The 15,768-nt window shown below is 69.2% G+C and carries 17 protein-coding genes and 2 tRNA genes; 3 read left to right on the top strand and 16 right to left on the bottom strand.

Translation table 11 applies throughout. The features are described 5' to 3' along the window. The first annotated feature begins 8 nt into the window (after positions 1-8). Positions 9-506: a GyrI-like domain-containing protein gene (locus AB0N68_RS09495; RefSeq protein WP_280564058.1), complete on the top strand. Its 498-nt coding sequence runs from the start codon at positions 9-11 to the stop codon at positions 504-506. A 65-nt stretch (positions 507-571) separates the two neighbouring features. Here the strand turns inward: AB0N68_RS09495 and clpX are convergent, their stop codons facing one another. The 11 genes from clpX to AB0N68_RS09440 all read right to left on the bottom strand — a co-directional run bounded on the left by clpX (position 572) and on the right by AB0N68_RS09440 (position 10,524). Next, positions 572-1,840 carry an ATP-dependent Clp protease ATP-binding subunit ClpX gene (gene clpX, locus AB0N68_RS09490; RefSeq protein WP_292796388.1) on the bottom strand — a complete coding sequence of 423 codons (1,269 nt, stop codon included), beginning with the start codon at positions 1,838-1,840 and terminating at the stop codon, positions 572-574. A gap of 117 nt (positions 1,841-1,957) precedes the next feature. After that, the gene (locus tag AB0N68_RS09485; RefSeq protein WP_292796391.1) at positions 1,958-2,482 is read right to left on the bottom strand and encodes a hypothetical protein; all 525 of its coding nucleotides are present in this window, start codon (positions 2,480-2,482) and stop codon (positions 1,958-1,960) included. A 103-nt stretch (positions 2,483-2,585) separates the two neighbouring features. Continuing rightward, positions 2,586-3,437: an aldehyde dehydrogenase family protein gene (locus AB0N68_RS09480; protein WP_259954546.1), complete on the bottom strand. Its 852-nt coding sequence runs from the start codon at positions 3,435-3,437 to the stop codon at positions 2,586-2,588. Continuing rightward, on the bottom strand, positions 3,434-4,876 hold the full coding sequence (locus AB0N68_RS09475; protein ID WP_292796394.1) for an aldehyde dehydrogenase family protein: 1,443 nt from the start codon (positions 4,874-4,876) through the stop codon (positions 3,434-3,436). The genes AB0N68_RS09480 and AB0N68_RS09475 overlap by 4 nt, the downstream gene beginning before the upstream one ends. Positions 4,877-4,929: 53 nt before the next feature. Continuing rightward, positions 4,930-5,931, bottom strand: coding sequence for a deoxyribose-phosphate aldolase (gene deoC / locus AB0N68_RS09470; RefSeq protein WP_280564069.1), 1,002 nt, complete (start codon positions 5,929-5,931; stop codon positions 4,930-4,932). Continuing rightward, a complete protein-coding gene (locus AB0N68_RS09465; protein WP_187661738.1) occupies positions 5,928-6,863 on the bottom strand; it encodes a sugar-binding transcriptional regulator in 936 nt (311 codons plus the stop codon). Before AB0N68_RS09465 ends, deoC begins: the two co-directional genes overlap by 4 nt. A gap of 153 nt (positions 6,864-7,016) precedes the next feature. Further along, positions 7,017-7,658, bottom strand: a complete 642-nt coding sequence (locus AB0N68_RS09460; RefSeq protein WP_025105017.1) for an ATP-dependent Clp protease proteolytic subunit — start codon at positions 7,656-7,658, stop codon at positions 7,017-7,019. A gap of 17 nt (positions 7,659-7,675) precedes the next feature. Further along, complete coding sequence (locus tag AB0N68_RS09455; RefSeq protein ID WP_025105018.1) at positions 7,676-8,263, bottom strand: ATP-dependent Clp protease proteolytic subunit; 588 nt, start codon at positions 8,261-8,263, stop codon at positions 7,676-7,678. Between the two features lie 81 nt (positions 8,264-8,344). Continuing rightward, on the bottom strand, positions 8,345-8,839 hold the full coding sequence (locus AB0N68_RS09450; protein WP_292796398.1) for a tetratricopeptide repeat protein: 495 nt from the start codon (positions 8,837-8,839) through the stop codon (positions 8,345-8,347). A 72-nt stretch (positions 8,840-8,911) separates the two neighbouring features. Then, positions 8,912-10,390 (bottom strand): trigger factor, encoded by a 1,479-nt coding sequence (gene tig, locus AB0N68_RS09445; RefSeq protein WP_292796401.1) that lies wholly within the window; start codon positions 10,388-10,390, stop codon positions 8,912-8,914. 60 nt (positions 10,391-10,450) lie between these two features. After that, positions 10,451-10,524: transfer RNA gene (locus AB0N68_RS09440), tRNA-Pro, on the bottom strand. A gap of 94 nt (positions 10,525-10,618) precedes the next feature. Here AB0N68_RS09440 and AB0N68_RS09435 point away from each other — a divergent pair. Together AB0N68_RS09435 and AB0N68_RS09430 are read left to right on the top strand one after the other, a co-directional pair. After that, positions 10,619-10,692, top strand: a tRNA-Gly gene (locus tag AB0N68_RS09435). Positions 10,693-10,763: 71 nt separating this feature from the next. Next, positions 10,764-11,993, top strand: coding sequence for a hypothetical protein (locus AB0N68_RS09430; RefSeq protein WP_292796404.1), 1,230 nt, complete (start codon positions 10,764-10,766; stop codon positions 11,991-11,993). 56 nt (positions 11,994-12,049) lie between these two features. Here AB0N68_RS09430 and AB0N68_RS09425 read toward each other — a convergent pair whose 3' ends face one another. From AB0N68_RS09425 to gap, 5 genes are all read right to left on the bottom strand, one after another. Continuing rightward, positions 12,050-12,403 (bottom strand): RNA polymerase-binding protein RbpA, encoded by a 354-nt coding sequence (locus AB0N68_RS09425; protein WP_025105022.1) that lies wholly within the window; start codon positions 12,401-12,403, stop codon positions 12,050-12,052. Further along, positions 12,403-12,651 carry a preprotein translocase subunit SecG gene (gene secG, locus AB0N68_RS09420; RefSeq protein ID WP_025105023.1) on the bottom strand — a complete coding sequence of 83 codons (249 nt, stop codon included), beginning with the start codon at positions 12,649-12,651 and terminating at the stop codon, positions 12,403-12,405. The genes AB0N68_RS09425 and secG overlap by 1 nt, the downstream gene beginning before the upstream one ends. Positions 12,652-12,731: 80 nt before the next feature. After that, the gene (tpiA, locus tag AB0N68_RS09415; protein WP_025105024.1) at positions 12,732-13,523 is read right to left on the bottom strand and encodes a triose-phosphate isomerase; all 792 of its coding nucleotides are present in this window, start codon (positions 13,521-13,523) and stop codon (positions 12,732-12,734) included. Continuing rightward, complete coding sequence (locus tag AB0N68_RS09410; RefSeq protein ID WP_292796407.1) at positions 13,514-14,728, bottom strand: phosphoglycerate kinase; 1,215 nt, start codon at positions 14,726-14,728, stop codon at positions 13,514-13,516. The genes tpiA and AB0N68_RS09410 overlap by 10 nt, the downstream gene beginning before the upstream one ends. 10 nt (positions 14,729-14,738) lie before the next feature. Further along, entirely contained in the window at positions 14,739-15,749 is a 1,011-nt protein-coding gene (gene gap, locus AB0N68_RS09405) for a type I glyceraldehyde-3-phosphate dehydrogenase (protein WP_025105026.1), read from the bottom strand. Between the last annotated feature and the right edge of the window lie 19 nt (positions 15,750-15,768).

Raw genomic sequence — 15,768 nt, 5'->3', positions numbered from 1 at the left:
CTGAGCGCATGGACGCATTCCCCGACGCTCCCTTCGGCCCGGCGGACAGCCTGGAGCTGGACGCCGTTCCCCTCGCCGTCATCCAGCACGAGGGTATCCGCCTCGCCGACCTCCGCGACGCTTTCGATTCCGGATATGCGGCGATCGGCGCCGCCTTCGCTGCGGGCACCCTGATTCCCGCCGGCCCGGCGCTCGCGATCTATCACGGCGATCCGATGGGCGTGTTCGATCTGGAGCTCGGCTTCCCGGTGCAGGCCCCGCCGTCCGACCCGATCGCCACCGGCGACGGAACCGCCATCGTGGCGTCGGCCCTGCCGACCGGGCAGGCCGTCGCGACCACCGTCTTCGGCTCCTACGACGGTCTCGGCACCGGATGGGCCGGGCTGGTCGCACGCGCGGCGGAGGCCGGGCTGCACCCACGCGGCCTCTGGATCGAGGTGTACGTCTCGGACCCCGGCATCGATCCGGACGAGCTCCGCACGGACCTGCTCATGCCGGTGGCGTGAGCAGGCACGCCTGCGATCTGCTCACCGCATCCGCGGGGGGTGTCTGACCCGCCGGGGCCCGGCGCTCAGGCGCTCTTGCGCTTGCGCTCCATCACGATGGTGGGCGGGGCACCCTCGTCGACGGCGGCGCGGGTGATGATCACCTTCGCGACGTCCTCCGCAGACGGGATCTCGAACATCACCGGACCGAGCACGTCCTCCAGGATGGCACGGAGACCACGGGCACCCGTCTTGCGCTCGACCGCCAGATCCGCGATCGACCGCAGCGCGTCCTCCTCGAACTCCAGCTGGACGCCGTCGAGCTCGAACATGCGCTGATACTGCTTCACGAGCGCGTTGCGCGGCCCCGTGAGGATGTCGATGAGGGCGGCCTGGTCGAGCGGCGACACGTTGGTGACGACGGGCAGGCGACCGATGAACTCCGGGATGAGCCCGAATTTGTGGAGGTCTTCCGGGAGCACCTCGCTGAAGAGGTCGAGGTCCTTGCCCTTGTCGTGCAGCGGAGCGCCGAAGCCGACGCCGTGCTTGCCGACGCGCGCGGAGACGATGTCCTCCAGCCCGGCGAAGGCACCGGCCACGATGAAGAGCACGTTCGAGGTGTCGATCTGCAGGAACTCCTGGTGCGGGTGCTTGCGACCGCCCTGCGGCGGCACCGAGGCGACCGTGCCCTCGATGATCTTCAGCAGCGCCTGCTGCACACCCTCGCCCGACACATCGCGGGTGATCGACGGGTTCTCGGCCTTGCGGGCGATCTTGTCGACCTCGTCGATGTAGATGATGCCCTGCTCGGCGCGCTTCACGTCATAGTCCGCGGCCTGGATGAGCTTGAGGAGGATGTTCTCGACGTCTTCGCCGACGTAGCCGGCCTCCGTCAGCGCGGTCGCGTCGGCGACGGCGAACGGCACGTTGAGGCGCTTGGCGAGCGTCTGCGCCAGATAGGTCTTACCGCAGCCCGTCGGGCCGATGAGCAGGATGTTGCTCTTCGCGATCTCGATCTCTTCGGCCTTCTGCTCGGCCGGCTGCAGCGTGCCGTGGGCGCGGACGCGCTTGTAGTGGTTGTAGACGGCGACGGACAGCGCGCGCTTCGCGGGCTCCTGTCCGACGACGTACTCCTCGAGGAACGTGAAGATCTCGCGAGGCTTCGGAAGCTCGAACTCGGTCACGCCCTCAGCGGACGACTCCGCCATGCGCTCTTCGATGATCTCGTTGCAGAGCTCGACGCACTCGTCGCAGATGTACACGCCGGGTCCGGCGATGAGCTGCTGCACCTGCTTCTGGCTCTTTCCGCAGAACGAGCACTTGAACAGGTCAGCGCTTTCACCGATGCGGGCCATGCGCGTCCTCCTCGGGGGGATCAGGATCGTTCTTCGAGCCTAACCGCTGCATCCGACACCGGGCCGCATTGGCGACGAGTCGTTCGGCGGGTCCGGCGGATGACGGTGTCTCCGCCGTCATTCCGCGGGGAGGCAGCCGCCGTCCATGATGTATCCCCCGACATCGATCCGCACCTCGTCCGGACGCACCTCCCCGAAGACGCAGCCGCCCTCGGGACCGTCGGCACCGAACGCCACCGCGCGCGCATCTCCCCGGGCGACGTGATGGACGAGGCCGACCTCGCGCAAGGCGTCCTCGACGGAGGTCACAGAGATCGTGCTCTCCGTGCGCAGTGCTTCGAGACGCACGCGGAGGTCCGCCACCGGCTGCTCGGCGGCCGCCCGCGCCTCGGCCGACGTCTCCATCCGCTCACGATGCCGGTCGTTCTGTTCCATCGCGTGTTCCGGGTCGTACGGCGCACACTCCGGCGGAAGCTCGGCGCCGTCCACCTGCGGACAGGCGACGGTCGGGGTCACCGTCGGCGTCGGCTCTCCGGCGGTGACGTCGGCCGGCGCCGCTGCGCAGCCGTCGAGAAGCAGGATCGCCGCCAGCACGAGCGTCACTCGCCCGGGGCGGGCGCGGACGCCGGAGGTCGCCATCATGCCGCCATGAAACCACAGCACCGGCGTCACGCGCACGCTGCTCGAACGACGAGGGCCCCGCCGCGCGGTACGCGACAGGGCCCTCAGCCATCCTGACGTGTCGTCAGACCATGCTCTTCGTGTGCCAGACCGTCTTGACCTCGGTGAAGGCGGCGATCCGCTCCGGCGACGCGACCACGTCACCGGGGGCGAGCACGCGCTTCAGCGTGTCCGCTGCGGCGATCTGCATGTCGACCCACTCCAGCGCACCGGCGCCGGCGAGGTCGAGGGCGTTCACATCCTGGTGCGAGGCGAGCCAGGGGGCGATCTCGGCCGGCGAACCGGTGAGCACGTTCACCACGCCGCCGGGGACGTCGCTGGTCGCGAGCACCTCGGCGAGACTGATCGCGGAGAGCGGGTACTGCTCGCTCGCGACCACGACGACGGTGTTCCCGGCGACGAGGGCCGGGGCGACGACAGAGACCAGGCCGAGCAGCGCTGAGTCCTGCGGCGCCACGATCGCGACCACACCGGTGGGCTCTGGCACCGAGATGTTGAAGTACGGGCCGGAGACGGGGTTCGCGTTGCCCGCCACCTGGGCGTACTTGTCGCACCACCCGGCGTACCAGACCCAGAGATCGATCGCCTCGTCGACCTGCGCCGTGGCCGCCGAGGACGAGATGCCCTCCTGCGCCACGATCTCGTCGACGAACTGTGCGCGACGTCCCTCGAGCACCTCGGCAACGCGGTAGAGCACCTGGCCGCGGTTGTAGGCCGTCGCCCCCGACCAGCCCTTGACGGCGGCGCGCGCGGCGACGACCGCATCACGGGCGTCCTTGCGGGAGGCCTTGGCGGCGTTGGCGAGGAAGGCGCCCTTGCGGGAGACGACCTCGTACGTGCGTCCGGACTCGCTGCGGGGGAAGGCCCCGCCGATGGCGAGCTTGTAGGTCTTCGGAACGGTCAGTCGCTTGCTCATGCTGCGGCTCCCTTGAGGTAGGCGGTGAGCCCCTGGCGACCGCCCTCGCGGCCGAATCCGGACTCCTTGTAGCCGCCGAACGGGCTCGACGGGTCGAAACGGTTGAACGTGTTGGCCCACACGACGCCCGCACGCAGCCGATCCGCGACTGCGAGGATGCGCGAGCCCTTGTCCGACCAGATGCCCGCCGAGAGGCCGTACGGCGTGTTGTTGGCCTTCGCGATCGCCTCGGCGGGCGTCCGGAAGGTGAGGACCGACAGCACCGGGCCGAACACCTCGTCTCGGGCGATGCGGTGCGAGGCCTCGACGCCGGTGAAGATCGTCGGAGCGAACCAGAAGCCCTGCTCCGGGATCGCGCAGTCGGCGGTCCAGCGCTCCGCGCCCTCGGCCTCGCCGATGTCGCTCAGCTCGCGGATGCGGGCGAGCTGCGCCGCGGAGTTGATCGCGCCGATGTCCGTGTTCTTGTCGAGCGGGTCGCCGAGACGCAGCGTCGACAGCCGGTTCTTCAGCCGGTCGACGACCTCGTCGTGGATCGACTCCTGCACGAGCAGACGACTCCCGGCGCAGCACACGTGGCCCTGGTTGAAGAAGATGCCGTTGACGATGCCCTCGACAGCCTGATCGATCGGCGCGTCGTCGAACACGATGTTCGCGGCCTTGCCGCCCAGCTCCAGCGTCAGCTTCTTGTTCGTCCCCGCGACAGCCCGGGCGATGTCGCGACCGACACCCGTCGAGCCGGTGAACGCGACCTTGTCGACGTCCGGGTGACGGACCAGGGCGGCCCCGGTCGAGCCGGCCCCCGTGACGATGTTCACGACACCGGCGGGGAGATCGGCCTGCTGCAGGATCTCGGCGAAGATCAGTGCCGTCAGCGGCGTGGTCTCTGCCGGCTTGAGCACGACCGTGTTCCCTGCCGCCAGCGCGGGCGCCAGCTTCCACGCGAGCATCAGCAGCGGGAAGTTCCAGGGGATGACCTGCCCGGCGACGCCCAGGGCGCGCGGGTTCGCGCCGAGACCGGCGTAGTCGAGCTTGTCGGCCCACCCCGCGTAGTAGAAGAACCAGGACGCCACGAGGGGCACGTCCACGTCGCGGCTCTCCTTGATGGGCTTGCCGTTGTCGAGGCTCTCGGCGACGGCCAGCTCACGGGCACGCTCCTGCACGAGGCGGGCGATGCGGAACAGGTACTTGCCCCTGTCGCGGCCACTCATCCGCGACCAGACCTTGTCGTAGGCGCGACGTGCCGCGGCGACGGCGCGGTCGATGTCCGCGTCGTCGGCGGAGGCGACCTCGGCGATCTCCTTCTCCGTCGCCGGGGAGATGGTGCGGAAGGGGGTGCCGGAGCCGTCGACGAACTCGCCGTCGATGAACAGCCCGTAGCTGTCCTTGAGGTTCAGCACCGCCGTGGACTCCGGAGCCGGAGCGTATTCCAGGAAGTTCATTTCAATCCCTTGGGTTGCTGCCCTTCGACCGGCTCAGGGACCGGCCGAAGAAGTCAGTCGATCGTGACGTAGTCGGGGCCGGAGTAGTGGCCGGTGGCGAGCTTCTGACGCTGCAGGAGCACGTCGTTGAGCAGGCTCGAGGCGCCGAAGCGGAACAGGTGCGGCTGGAGCCACTCCTCCCCCACGGTCTCGGCGACCGTCACCAGGTACTTGACCGCGTCCTTGGACGAGCGGATGCCGCCGGCGGGCTTCACGCCGATGCGCTCCCCCGTGCCGCGGTACCAGTCGCGCACCGTCTCCAGCATCAGCAGCGTGGTCGGCAGCGTCGCCGCCGGCTGCACCTTGCCCGTCGAGGTCTTGATGAAGTCGCCGCCGGCGAGGATGCCGAGCCAGGAGGCGCGCTTGATGTTGTCGTACGTGTTCAGCTCGCCGGTCTCGAGGATCACCTTGAGCGAGGCGTACGAGCCGTCCTCGCGGCGGCACGCCTCCTTGACCTGGGCGATCTGGTCGAACACCAGCCCGTAGCGGCCGGACAGGAACGCGCCCCGGTCGATGACCATGTCGATCTCGTCCGCACCGGCCGCGACCGCCTCCGCGGTGTCGGCGAGCTTGATCGCGAGGGAGGACCGGCCGCTCGGGAAGGCGGTGGCCACGGCGGCGACCGAGATGAGGCCGTCGTCGGGGTCGCCGTGCAGGCTGCCGAGGGCCTCGACCGCGCCGGCGACCATGTCGCCGTAGACGCAGACGGCGGCGACGCGGGGCGTCGAGGGGTCGGCGGCGTCGGGGGTCTTCGCCTTGGCGACGAGGGACCGTACCTTGCCGGGAGTGTCCGCGCCCTCCAGGGTGGTCAGGTCGATCAGCTTGATGATCGTGTCCAGCGCCCACGCCTTCGACGTCGTCTTGATGGAGCGGGTGCCGAGGCCGGCAGCGCGCTGCTCCAGCCCGACGGCGTCCACGCCGGGGAGGCCGTGCAGGAAGCGACGGAGGGTCGCGTCGTCGGGCTCACCGCCGAGGACGTCCACCGCCGTCCTGCGGCTGAGTTCTGTCGTCGTCACTGTTCCTCCAACAATGCTCGTGCTGTGGTCTCATCGGTCACCAGGACCCCGCACAGGCCGCTGGTCACGACCGTGCGCGCGATGTCGTGCTTGGCGGGGCCCGCCGTCACGAAGATGGCCCGCGCGGCGCCGCGCAGGCGGTCGAGCGAGACGCCGACCGTGCGGGCGTCCAACTGCGGGTCGACGATGTTGCCCTCGGCGTCGACGTAGCGCCCGAGGACGTCGCCGACGGCGCCGCGGCGCGCGAGCTCCTCCACATCGTCGGCGGTGAGATAGCCGTTCTCGACGTGGGCGGAGGTCGCATCGCAGGGGCCGGCGGTGAACAGGAACGCCTGGGCGTCCGCGGCCTCCTCCAGCACGGCCGCGACGGTGCGGTCCCCTTCGATCGCCTGCTTCGTCTCGACGTGCTCCAGGATCGCGGGGCTCGGCAGCAGGGAGACCTGGCCGGAGGCGCGCTGGGCGATGGTCACCGCGAGTCCCGCGGCCCCGCCCGAGCGCCGGTTCAGGCTGACGCCGCCGTTGAGCTGCACGACCGTGACACCGTTCGCCCAGCCATCCGGCAGGGCCTCGGCCACGGCGCGGAGCGTCTTGCCCCAGCTCACCCCGAGGGTGCGCGGAACAGGGCGGAGGGCGGTGAGGAAGTCCGCTGCCGCCTGGGCGACGCGTTCCAGAGTGCCCTCGTCGCCTTCGGGTGAGGGGACGACCACGGCGTCGGTGAGACCGAAGCGCTCCACGAGCTCGCGCTCGAGGCCGAGCCGACGGGCGCGCGGGTGGACGATCTCGATGCGGACGATGCCGCGCTGCCGCGCCTGCGTGAGGAGGCGCCCGACCTTCCACCGGGAGATCTTCAGGAGACCACCGATCTCGTCCTGCGTCTTGTCCTCGTCGTAGTACAGCTCGGCGACCCGGACCATGAGCAGATCTTCTTCCACGGTGTCCTCCTTCCTCCTCCAGGGTAGGCCGGATTCAGCGTTCGCGCACCCATCTGCTCATATGCGCATCTGCGCCATCCTCGCGCGCGCATCCGCCGGAGACGCGAAGAGGACGCCCGTCGATCGACGGGCGTCCTCTTCTGCGGGTGCGGACTACGCGCGCTTGCGCGAGGTGAGCACCTGGTCGACGATGCCGTACTCCAGTGCCTCGTTGGCCGAGAGGATCTTGTCGCGATCGATGTCGCGGTTGACCTGCTCGACCGGCTTGCCGGTGTGACGGGCCATGGTCTCCTCCAGCCAGGTGCGCATGCGGAGGATCTCCGCCGCCTGGATCTCGATGTCCGAGGCCTGACCGTGCCCGGCCTCTCCCATCGCCGGCTGGTGCATCAGCACGCGGGCGTTCGGCAGCGCGAGACGCTTGCCGGGGGCACCCGCCGCGAGCAGCACGGAGGCGGCCGAGGCCGCCTGGCCGAGCACGACGGTCTGGATCTGCGGCGCGACGTACTGCATCGTGTCGTAGATCGCCGTCATCGCGGTGAAGGAGCCACCGGGCGAGTTGATGTACATGGTGATGTCGCGCTCGGAGTCCTGGCTCTCCAGGACGAGGAGCTGCGCCATGACATCGTCGGCCGACGCGTCGTCGACCTGCACGCCGAGGAAGATCACGCGGTCTTCGAACAGCTTGTTGTACGGGTCCTGGCGCTTGAAGCCGTAGGCGGTGCGCTCTTCGAACTGCGGCAGCACATAACGGCTGGAGGGCAGGTTTCCGGCGGACTGGAACGTGGGTGTGTACATGGTGTCCTCTCGAATCCTTACTCGACGCCCGTGCCGCCGCCGCCGGTGACGTCGCTGGCGTGCTCGCGGATGTGGTCGACGAAGCCGTACTCGAGGGCCTCCTCCGCCGTGAACCAGCGGTCGCGGTCGCCGTCGGCGTTGATCTGCTCGACGGGCTTGCCGGTCTGCGACGCGGTGATCTCGGCGAGGCGCTTCTTCATCGACAGGATGAGCTGCGCCTGGGTCTGGATGTCGCTCGCGGTGCCGCCGAAGCCGCCGTGCGGCTGGTGCAGCAGCACGCGGGCGTTCGGGGTGATGTAGCGCTTGCCCTTGGTGCCGCTGGTCAGCAGCAGCTGACCCATGGACGCGGCCATGCCGATGCCGACGGTGACGATGTCATTCGGCACGAACTGCATCGTGTCGTAGATCGCCATGCCCGCGGTGATCGAGCCGCCGGGCGAGTTGATGTAGAGGTAGATGTCCTTCTCGGAGTCTTCGGCGGCGAGAAGGAGGATCTTCGCGCAGATCTCGTTGGCGTTGTCGTCTCGCACCTCCGAGCCGAGCCAGATGATGCGGTCCTTCAGCAACCTGTCGAAGACGCTTGTCGCGACGAGGGGTTCAGCCATGTCAGCTCCTGCTTCCGTGTTTCAGTGATTCGAATCTACCGGCGCGCGCACAGCCCCTAGGTCGTGTTCGCCGTCGGCATATCAGGTGTCGCTGCCGGCGATCTCCTGCGCATACGCCGTCATGGATCGGTGGTAGCGCGGCAGGTGCGGGACGAGCGCGAGGATGGCCACCGACAGGCCCTGCGCGGGCCGGCCGGCACTGGCGAGGATGAGGGCGTGCACCACCGCGACCGCGTCGCGATACGGTCCGTCCGCCGCGATCTCCTCCTCGGCGCGGATGACGCGCAGCGCCTCGTCGTAGTCGCCGAGGTTGCGCAGCGAGCTCGCGAGCTGGATCACGCACTGCGGGCGATGCTCCTCATCGAGGCCGAGCGCCAGGGCGTGACGGTAGAGCTCCACCGCCTCCGCCGGGCGTCCGGCGGAATCGCGGGCACCGGCGCGCTCGAACTCGGCCCGGGCGTCGTCCGCACCCCGTTCCGCGGCGAGGGCGTCGATGCGCGCGATCGTCTCGTCGCCGACCTCTTCTCCCGAAGCGTCCGCCCACACCTGATCGATGCGGTCATCCCAGCTCGCCATCCCGTCGTCCTTCCCTCGATGAGAAAGAGGGCGGATGCCGCAGCACCCGCCCTCTTCACTCGACCGCGCCGATCACTCGGCGGTGTCGGCGTCCTTCTTGGCCGGAGCCTTCTTCGCAGCCGGCTTCTTGGCGGCGGGCTTCTTCGCCGCGGCGGGCTTCTCGTCCGCGTCGGCGTCCTTCTTGGCGGCCGCCTTCTTGGCCGGAGCCTTCTTCTTCGCGGCGGGCTTCTCCTCGGCCTCGGCGGCCTTCTCGCCCTCGGCCTCGGCCTCGTCGTCGGTCACGACGAAGTCGGAGAGGTCGACGGCCTTGCCGTTGGTGTCCACGACCTTGACCTTGCCCAGGGCGATCGCGAGTGCCTTGTTACGGGCGACCTCGCCGACCAGGGCCGGGAGCTGGTTCGAGGACTGCAGCGCCTCTACGAACTCCTGCGGCGCCATGCCGTACTGCGCGGCGGACTGGATGAGGTACTGCGAGAGCTCCTCCTGCGAGACCTGCACGTCGGCCTGCTCGGCGATCGTGTCGAGCAGCACCTGCGTGCGGAACTGCTTCTCGCTGGCCTCGGTCACCTCGGCGCGGTGCACGTCGTCCTCGAGACGACCCTCGCCCTCGAGGTGGTTGTGCACCTCGTCCTCGATGAGCTGCGGCGGGACCGGGATCTCGATCTGCGCGAGCAGCGTCTCGACGAGCTTGTCGCGGGCGGCGGAGCCCTGCGTGAAGACGCCCTGCTGCTCGACGCGCTCGCGCAGGCTGTCGCGCAGCTCCGCGATGGTGTCGAACTCGCTCGCGATCTGCGCGAACTCGTCGTCGGCCTCGGGAAGCTCGCGCTCCTTGACGGCCTTGACGGTGACGGAGACCTCCGCCTCCTTGCCGGCGTGGTCGCCACCGACGAGGGCGGAGCGGAAGGTGGTGTCCTCACCGGCGGTGAGCGACTCGATCGCGTCGTCGATGCCCTCGAGGAGCTCGCCGGAGCCGATCTCGTAGGAGACGCCCTCGGCGCGATCGATCTCGGCGCCGTCGATGGTGGCGACGAGGTCCAGCTCGACGAAGTCGCCCTTGGCTGCGGGGCGGTCGACGGGGATGAGCGTGCCGAAGCGGGCGCGCATGTTCTCCAGCTCGGCGTCGAGGGCGGCCTCGTCGGCCTCCACGGCGTCGACCTCGAGGGTGATGCCCGCGTAGTCGGGGAGCTCGATCTCCGGGCGCACGTCGACCTCGACGTCGACGAGCAGGTCGCCCGAGAAGTCCTTCTCGTTGGGCCACTGCGTGATCTCGGCCGACGGACGACCGACGATGCGGAGCTTGTGCTCGGCGGTCGCCTCGCGGAAGAACTTGTCCAGGCCCTCGTTGACGGCGTGCTCGATGACGGCGCCGCGGCCGATGCGCTGGTCGATGATCGGAGCCGGCACCTTGCCCTTGCGGAAGCCGGGGATCTGGACGTCCTGCGCGATGTGCTCGTAGGCGTGCGCGATGCTCGGCTTGAGGTCGTCCGGGGTGACCGTGATGGTGAGCTTGACCCGGGTCGGGGTCAGCTTCTCGACGGTGCTGTTCGCCATGCTGGTGTGTTCTCCTTGTGGTTTCCGCGCAGAACGCGGCTGGAAGGTCGTGGGGTCGAGTCGGGGCGACAGGAGTTGAACCTGCGACCTCCCGCTCCCAAAGCGGGCGCTCTACCAAGCTGAGCTACGCCCCGGGGAATCCGCACGCAGATTCAGCCCCATCGAGTCTAACGGACAGGAGCACGCCCGACCGTCCGCTATGATCGATGGAGTCCGGACTCCGGTTCCGGGGGTGTAGCTCAATGGTAGAGTCTCAGTCTTCCAAACTGATTGCGCGGGTTCGATTCCCGTCACCCCCTCCACGTCGTCACCTCGGTCGAATACGCTGACAGGATCAGCTCCCGACCGGAAGGCCTGCCGAGATGAGCGCCTCGTGACCGCCCCTCCGCCGTCGGTTGCCGCGACCGCCACGGGGCCGGCTCCGGGTGGGCATCGTCTCCCGCCCGTCCTCTCCTCCGCGTCCGGCGTCTCCCGGCCGCCGCGCGACCGGCGAAGGCTGAAGGGCATCCTCGCCGGCGCCATCGGCACGGTCGTGGTGTTGACCGGTCTCGGCATCACGCAACTCGTGGCGAACCAGGGATACGACGAGGCCGCCAGCGGGGTCGAGGACGCCACCCGATCGGTGACCGCCCAGCAGACGGAACTCCGACATCGGACCGCCGATCTGATCGCGGCGACGGACGCCGGGCATGTCATCATCGACACCGGCGCGCCCGCCCTCGCCGTTCCCGAGGACCTCTGGGCGGCCCTGGACTCCGCCGTGGCGGAGGGCGAGACCACGGGCGGCGAGGCCGAGGACGTCCTCGCGACGCGGCTCCCGGCCGACGAGACGAAACCCGGCTGGTTCTGGGACCTCTTCGCCGCGACGAGCCGTCTCGCCGAGGACCAGAGCACCCTGCGCGACGTCGCCGAGTCGATGGACAGCGCCTCCACGTCCGCCGCCGCGAGCGTGGACGCGGTCCGGACGAACGGCGTGGCCGTGCTCACCACCGCGGCCGAGGCCGCCGGCGCCTTCGAGAGCGCGCATCCGTCGACCCGCAACGCCGCCGTGATCGCTCTGCGCGGAGCCGCCGCGGATGCTCTCGCCGTCACCGAGGTCGACGACGCGGCTGCGGCCGCCTACGTCGCCCTGCAGAAGGCGGCCACCGATGTCGTCGCGGCCGAGGACGCGGAGCTCGCCGAGAAGGCGGGCCCACTGCGGAACGCCCGGCTCGAGATCGAGGCCTTCGCCCGCTCGCTCGCGCCCGGCGTCCTGTTGGAGTTCGACTGGGCACCCGTCGTCAACGGCGCCGGGTACAACGGCAGCATGGGCGGCTACACCACCTGGTGGTGGGACGAGCCGGGACGCGCGGTCATCGAGCTGTCGAACTCGGTCGCGGAGCAGTGGCCCGCAGAGCGCAGCAGGGCACTCGTCGCCCACGAGGTGGGTCATGCGATCAGCGTGAAGTGTCAGGACATGTACGACTCGTCCACGCAGGACAGCATCGAGAAGTGGGCGACGGCCTGGGCCATCAGCATGGGCTTCACGGACGACGCCAACGGCGTATGGGCCTACGGGTATCCCCCGCAGAACTACATCGACGCCGCGGCCGGCTGCCGCTGAGACGGAAGAAGCCGCCGTGATCATCACGGCGGCTTCTCCTCTCGCTCAGTCGGCGGTCACTGACCCCGACGCTCGCGCAGCTGAGTGAGGGCGTCCTCCAGGAGCTGGACGGCCTCTTCGTCCGTCCGGCGCTCCTTCACGTAAGCGAGGTGCGTCTTGTACGGCTCGGCCTTCGCGACGGCGGGAGGGTTCTCCTTGTCGCGCCCGGCCGGGAGACCCGACTGCGGGTGGTCGATGATCTCTGGGATCTCCTCCTCGGGGAGGCCGGCGGCGAAGTAGCGCACCGTCTCGTTGCCGAGGCCGTCCCAGTACGACACCGCGATGCGGTCGGCGTGATAGCCGTGGTCCTGCTCCCCCATGGGACCGGAACCGACACGGGTACCGCGGATCGCGTTTCCACCGGTAGCCATCAGATCACCTCGAACTTCGTGATGAGGCCGAGCGCCACGATGGCGATGAACCACGTGAGCGCCAGGACGACGGTGAAGCGGTTCAGGTTCCGCTCCGCGAGACCGGAGGAGCCGACCGCAGTGGTCATGCCGCCGCCGAACATGTCGGACAGGCCGCCACCGCGACCCTTGTGCAAGAGGATGAGGAGAGTCAGCAGGACGCTGGTGATGCCCAGCACGACTTGCAGGACGAACTCGAGAATTGCCACGGAAAGAGCCTTTCGCTGGGGCCGGAGCGCCCCCGTAACGGTCAAGTATACGGTGCAGCGGGGCCGGAGCCCCGCCGCACTCACACGCCGACGTGCTTCTCGAAACGGATGATCGCCGCGAACTCGTCGACGACGAGGCTCGCGCCGCCGACCAGAGCGCCGTCCACGTCGGGCTCGCGCATGAAGCTGGCGATGTTCGCCGCCTTGACGGAGCCGCCGTACAGGATGCGGGTGCGCGCAGCCGCCTCGTCGCCGAGGACCTTCGCGATCACGCCGCGGAGTGCCGCGCACACGTCCTGCGCCTGCTGCGGCGTGGCCGCCTGACCCGACCCGATGGCCCAGACCGGCTCATACGCGACGACGATGTCGGCCGAGGGCGAGACGCCCTGCAGCGCGGCCTCGAGCTGTCCGGCCGGAACCGCGCTGGCGCCGAACTTCTCCAGGTCCTCCGCCGTCTCACCGACGCAGATCACCGGGGAGAGGCCGTGCTTGAGAGCAGCCTTCACCTTGCCGGCCACGATCTCGTCGGACTCGGCGTGGTACTCGCGACGCTCGGAGTGCCCGATGATGACGTACTTCGCGTCGAGCTTCGCCAGGAACGCGCCGGAGATCTCGCCGGTGTACGCCCCGGAGTCGTGCGCCGAGACGTCCTGCGCACCGAACGCGAACGGGATCTTGTCCGCGTCGATCAGCGTCTGCACGCTGCGGATGTCGGTGAAGGGCGGGAAGACCGCCACCTCCACGGATCCGTCCTCGTGCTTGGCGTCCTTCAGCGTCCAGTGCAGCTTCTGCACGAACGCCACCGCCTGCAGGTGATCCAGGTTCATCTTCCAGTTGCCCGCGATCAGCGGGGTACGGGAGCTCACGCCCATCCGAGGACCTCCAGCCCAGGTAGTTTCTTGCCCTCGAGGAATTCGAGGCTCGCGCCGCCGCCGGTCGAGATGTGCCCGAACTGGTCGTCGGTGAATCCGAGCTGACGGACGGCTGCGGCGGAGTCGCCGCCACCGACCACGCTGAGGCCGTCGACCTCGGTCAGCGCCTGCGCGACCGCCTTCGTCCCTGCGGCGAAGGCCGGGAACTCGAACACGCCCATCGGGCCGTTCCAGAACACGGTCTTCGATCCGCGGATGACCTCGGCGAAGCGCGCCGCGGTGTCCGGCCCGATGTCGAGGCCGATGCCCGACGAACCGAACGCCGTCTCCTCGATCGCGTCCGCGGCGGCGACCTCGTGGTCCGCGTCGGCGCCGAAGGACGCGGCGACGACCACGTCGGTGGGGAGCACGAGCTCCACGCCGCGCTCGGCCGCCTCGGCGATGTATCCGCGCACGGTCTCGAGCTGGTCCTCCTCGAGGAGGCTCGACGCGACGGCATGCCCCTGCGCCTTCAGGAAGGTGAAGAGCATGCCGCCGCCGACCAGGATGCGGTCGACCCGCGGGAGCAGGTGCGAGATGACTCCGAGCTTGTCGCTCACCTTGGACCCGCCGAGCACCACCGCGTACGGCCGCTCCGGATTCTCCGTCAAGCGGTCGAGCACGTCGAGCTCGGTCGCGATCAGGAGGCCGGCCGCCGAGGGCAGTAGCTTCGCGAGGTCGTAGACGCTCGCCTGCTTGCGGTGCACGACTCCGAAGCCGTCGGACACGAGCACGTCGCCCAGCTCCGCGAGCTGGGCCGCGAAGGCACCACGCTCTGCCTCGTCCTTCGAGGTCTCCCCCGGGTTGAACCGGAGGTTCTCGATCACGACGACCTGGCCGTTCTCGAGGGACGCCACGGCGTCCTTCGCGGCTTCGCCGACCGTGTCGCCCGCGAAGGCGACCGGTGCGCCGAGCAGCTCGGACAGTCGCTGCGCGACCGGCTCCAGGCTGAACTGCGGATCGGGTGCGCCGTCGGGGCGTCCCAGGTGCGAGCAGACGACGACGCGGGCGCCCGCGTCGATGAGGGTCTTCAGGGTCGGCAGCGAGGCGCGGACACGGCCATCGTCCGTGATGATCCCGTCCCGAAGGGGGACGTTCAGATCACAACGGACGATGACGCGCTTGCCCTCGAGCGAACCCAGTGAGTCCAGGGTGCGCAGAGTCATGTGTCGGAGCTCAGATGCGCTCGGCGACGTACTCGGTCAGGTCGACGAGACGGTTGGAGTAGCCCCACTCGTTGTCGTACCAGCTCGACACCTTGATCAGGTTGCCGCTGACGTTGGTGAGCGTGGAGTCGAAGATCGACGAGTGCGGGTTGTGCACGATGTCGCTCGACACGATCGGGTCCTCGTTGTACTGCAGGTACCCGGCCAGACGACCCTCGGCCGCAGCCTTCTTGTAGGCCTCGTTGACCTCGTCCACCGTCAGGTTCTCGCGGTCCGTGATGAGCGTCAGGTCGACGATCGAGCCCGTGGGAACCGGCACGCGGTAGGACGAGCCGCTGAGCTTGCCGTTCAGCTCGGGCAGCACGAGGCCGATGGCCTTCGCAGCCCCCGTCGAGGCCGGCGTGATGTTGATCGCGGCGGCGCGGGCACGACGGAGGTCCTTGTGCGGGCCGTCCTGCAGGTTCTGGTCCGCGGTGTACGCGTGCGCCGTCATCATGAAGCCGCGGTCGATGCCGAAGGCGTCGTTGAACACCTTGGCCAGCGGCGCGAGGCAGTTCGTGGTGCAGGAGGCGTTGGAGATGATGTGGTCCGTCTCCGGGTTGTACGTCTCCTCGTTCACGCCCATGACGATGGTGCGGTCGTCACCGGTGGCCGGAGCCGAGATGAGGACCTTCTTCGCACCGGCGTCGATGTGCTTGCGCGCGGCGTCGGCGTTGGTGAAGAAGCCGGTGGACTCGATGACGATGTCCACGCCCAGCTCGCCCCACGGGAGGTTGGCGGGGTCGCGCTCTGCGAAAGCCTTGATCTCCTTGCCGTCGACGGTGATGCTGTCGTCGTCGTACGTGATCTCGGCGTCGAGGACGCCGCTGACCGAGTCGTACTTCAGCAGGTGCGCCAGGGTCTTGTTGTCGGTGAGGTCGTTGACCGCGACGATCTCAAGGTCTGCTCCCTGCGCGAGAGCTGCGCGGAAGTAGTTGCGTCCGATGCGGCCGAAGCCGTTGATACCGATCTTGACAGACACTCAGGTCTCCCTGTTTCTC

Origin of the sequence: Microbacterium meiriae (genome assembly GCF_040685015.1) — a bacterium.
Lineage (GTDB): Bacteria > Actinomycetota > Actinomycetes > Actinomycetales > Microbacteriaceae > Microbacterium > Microbacterium meiriae.
Note: the sequence above shows the minus strand (reverse complement) of the source record. Positions and strands in the feature narration are given on the sequence as shown.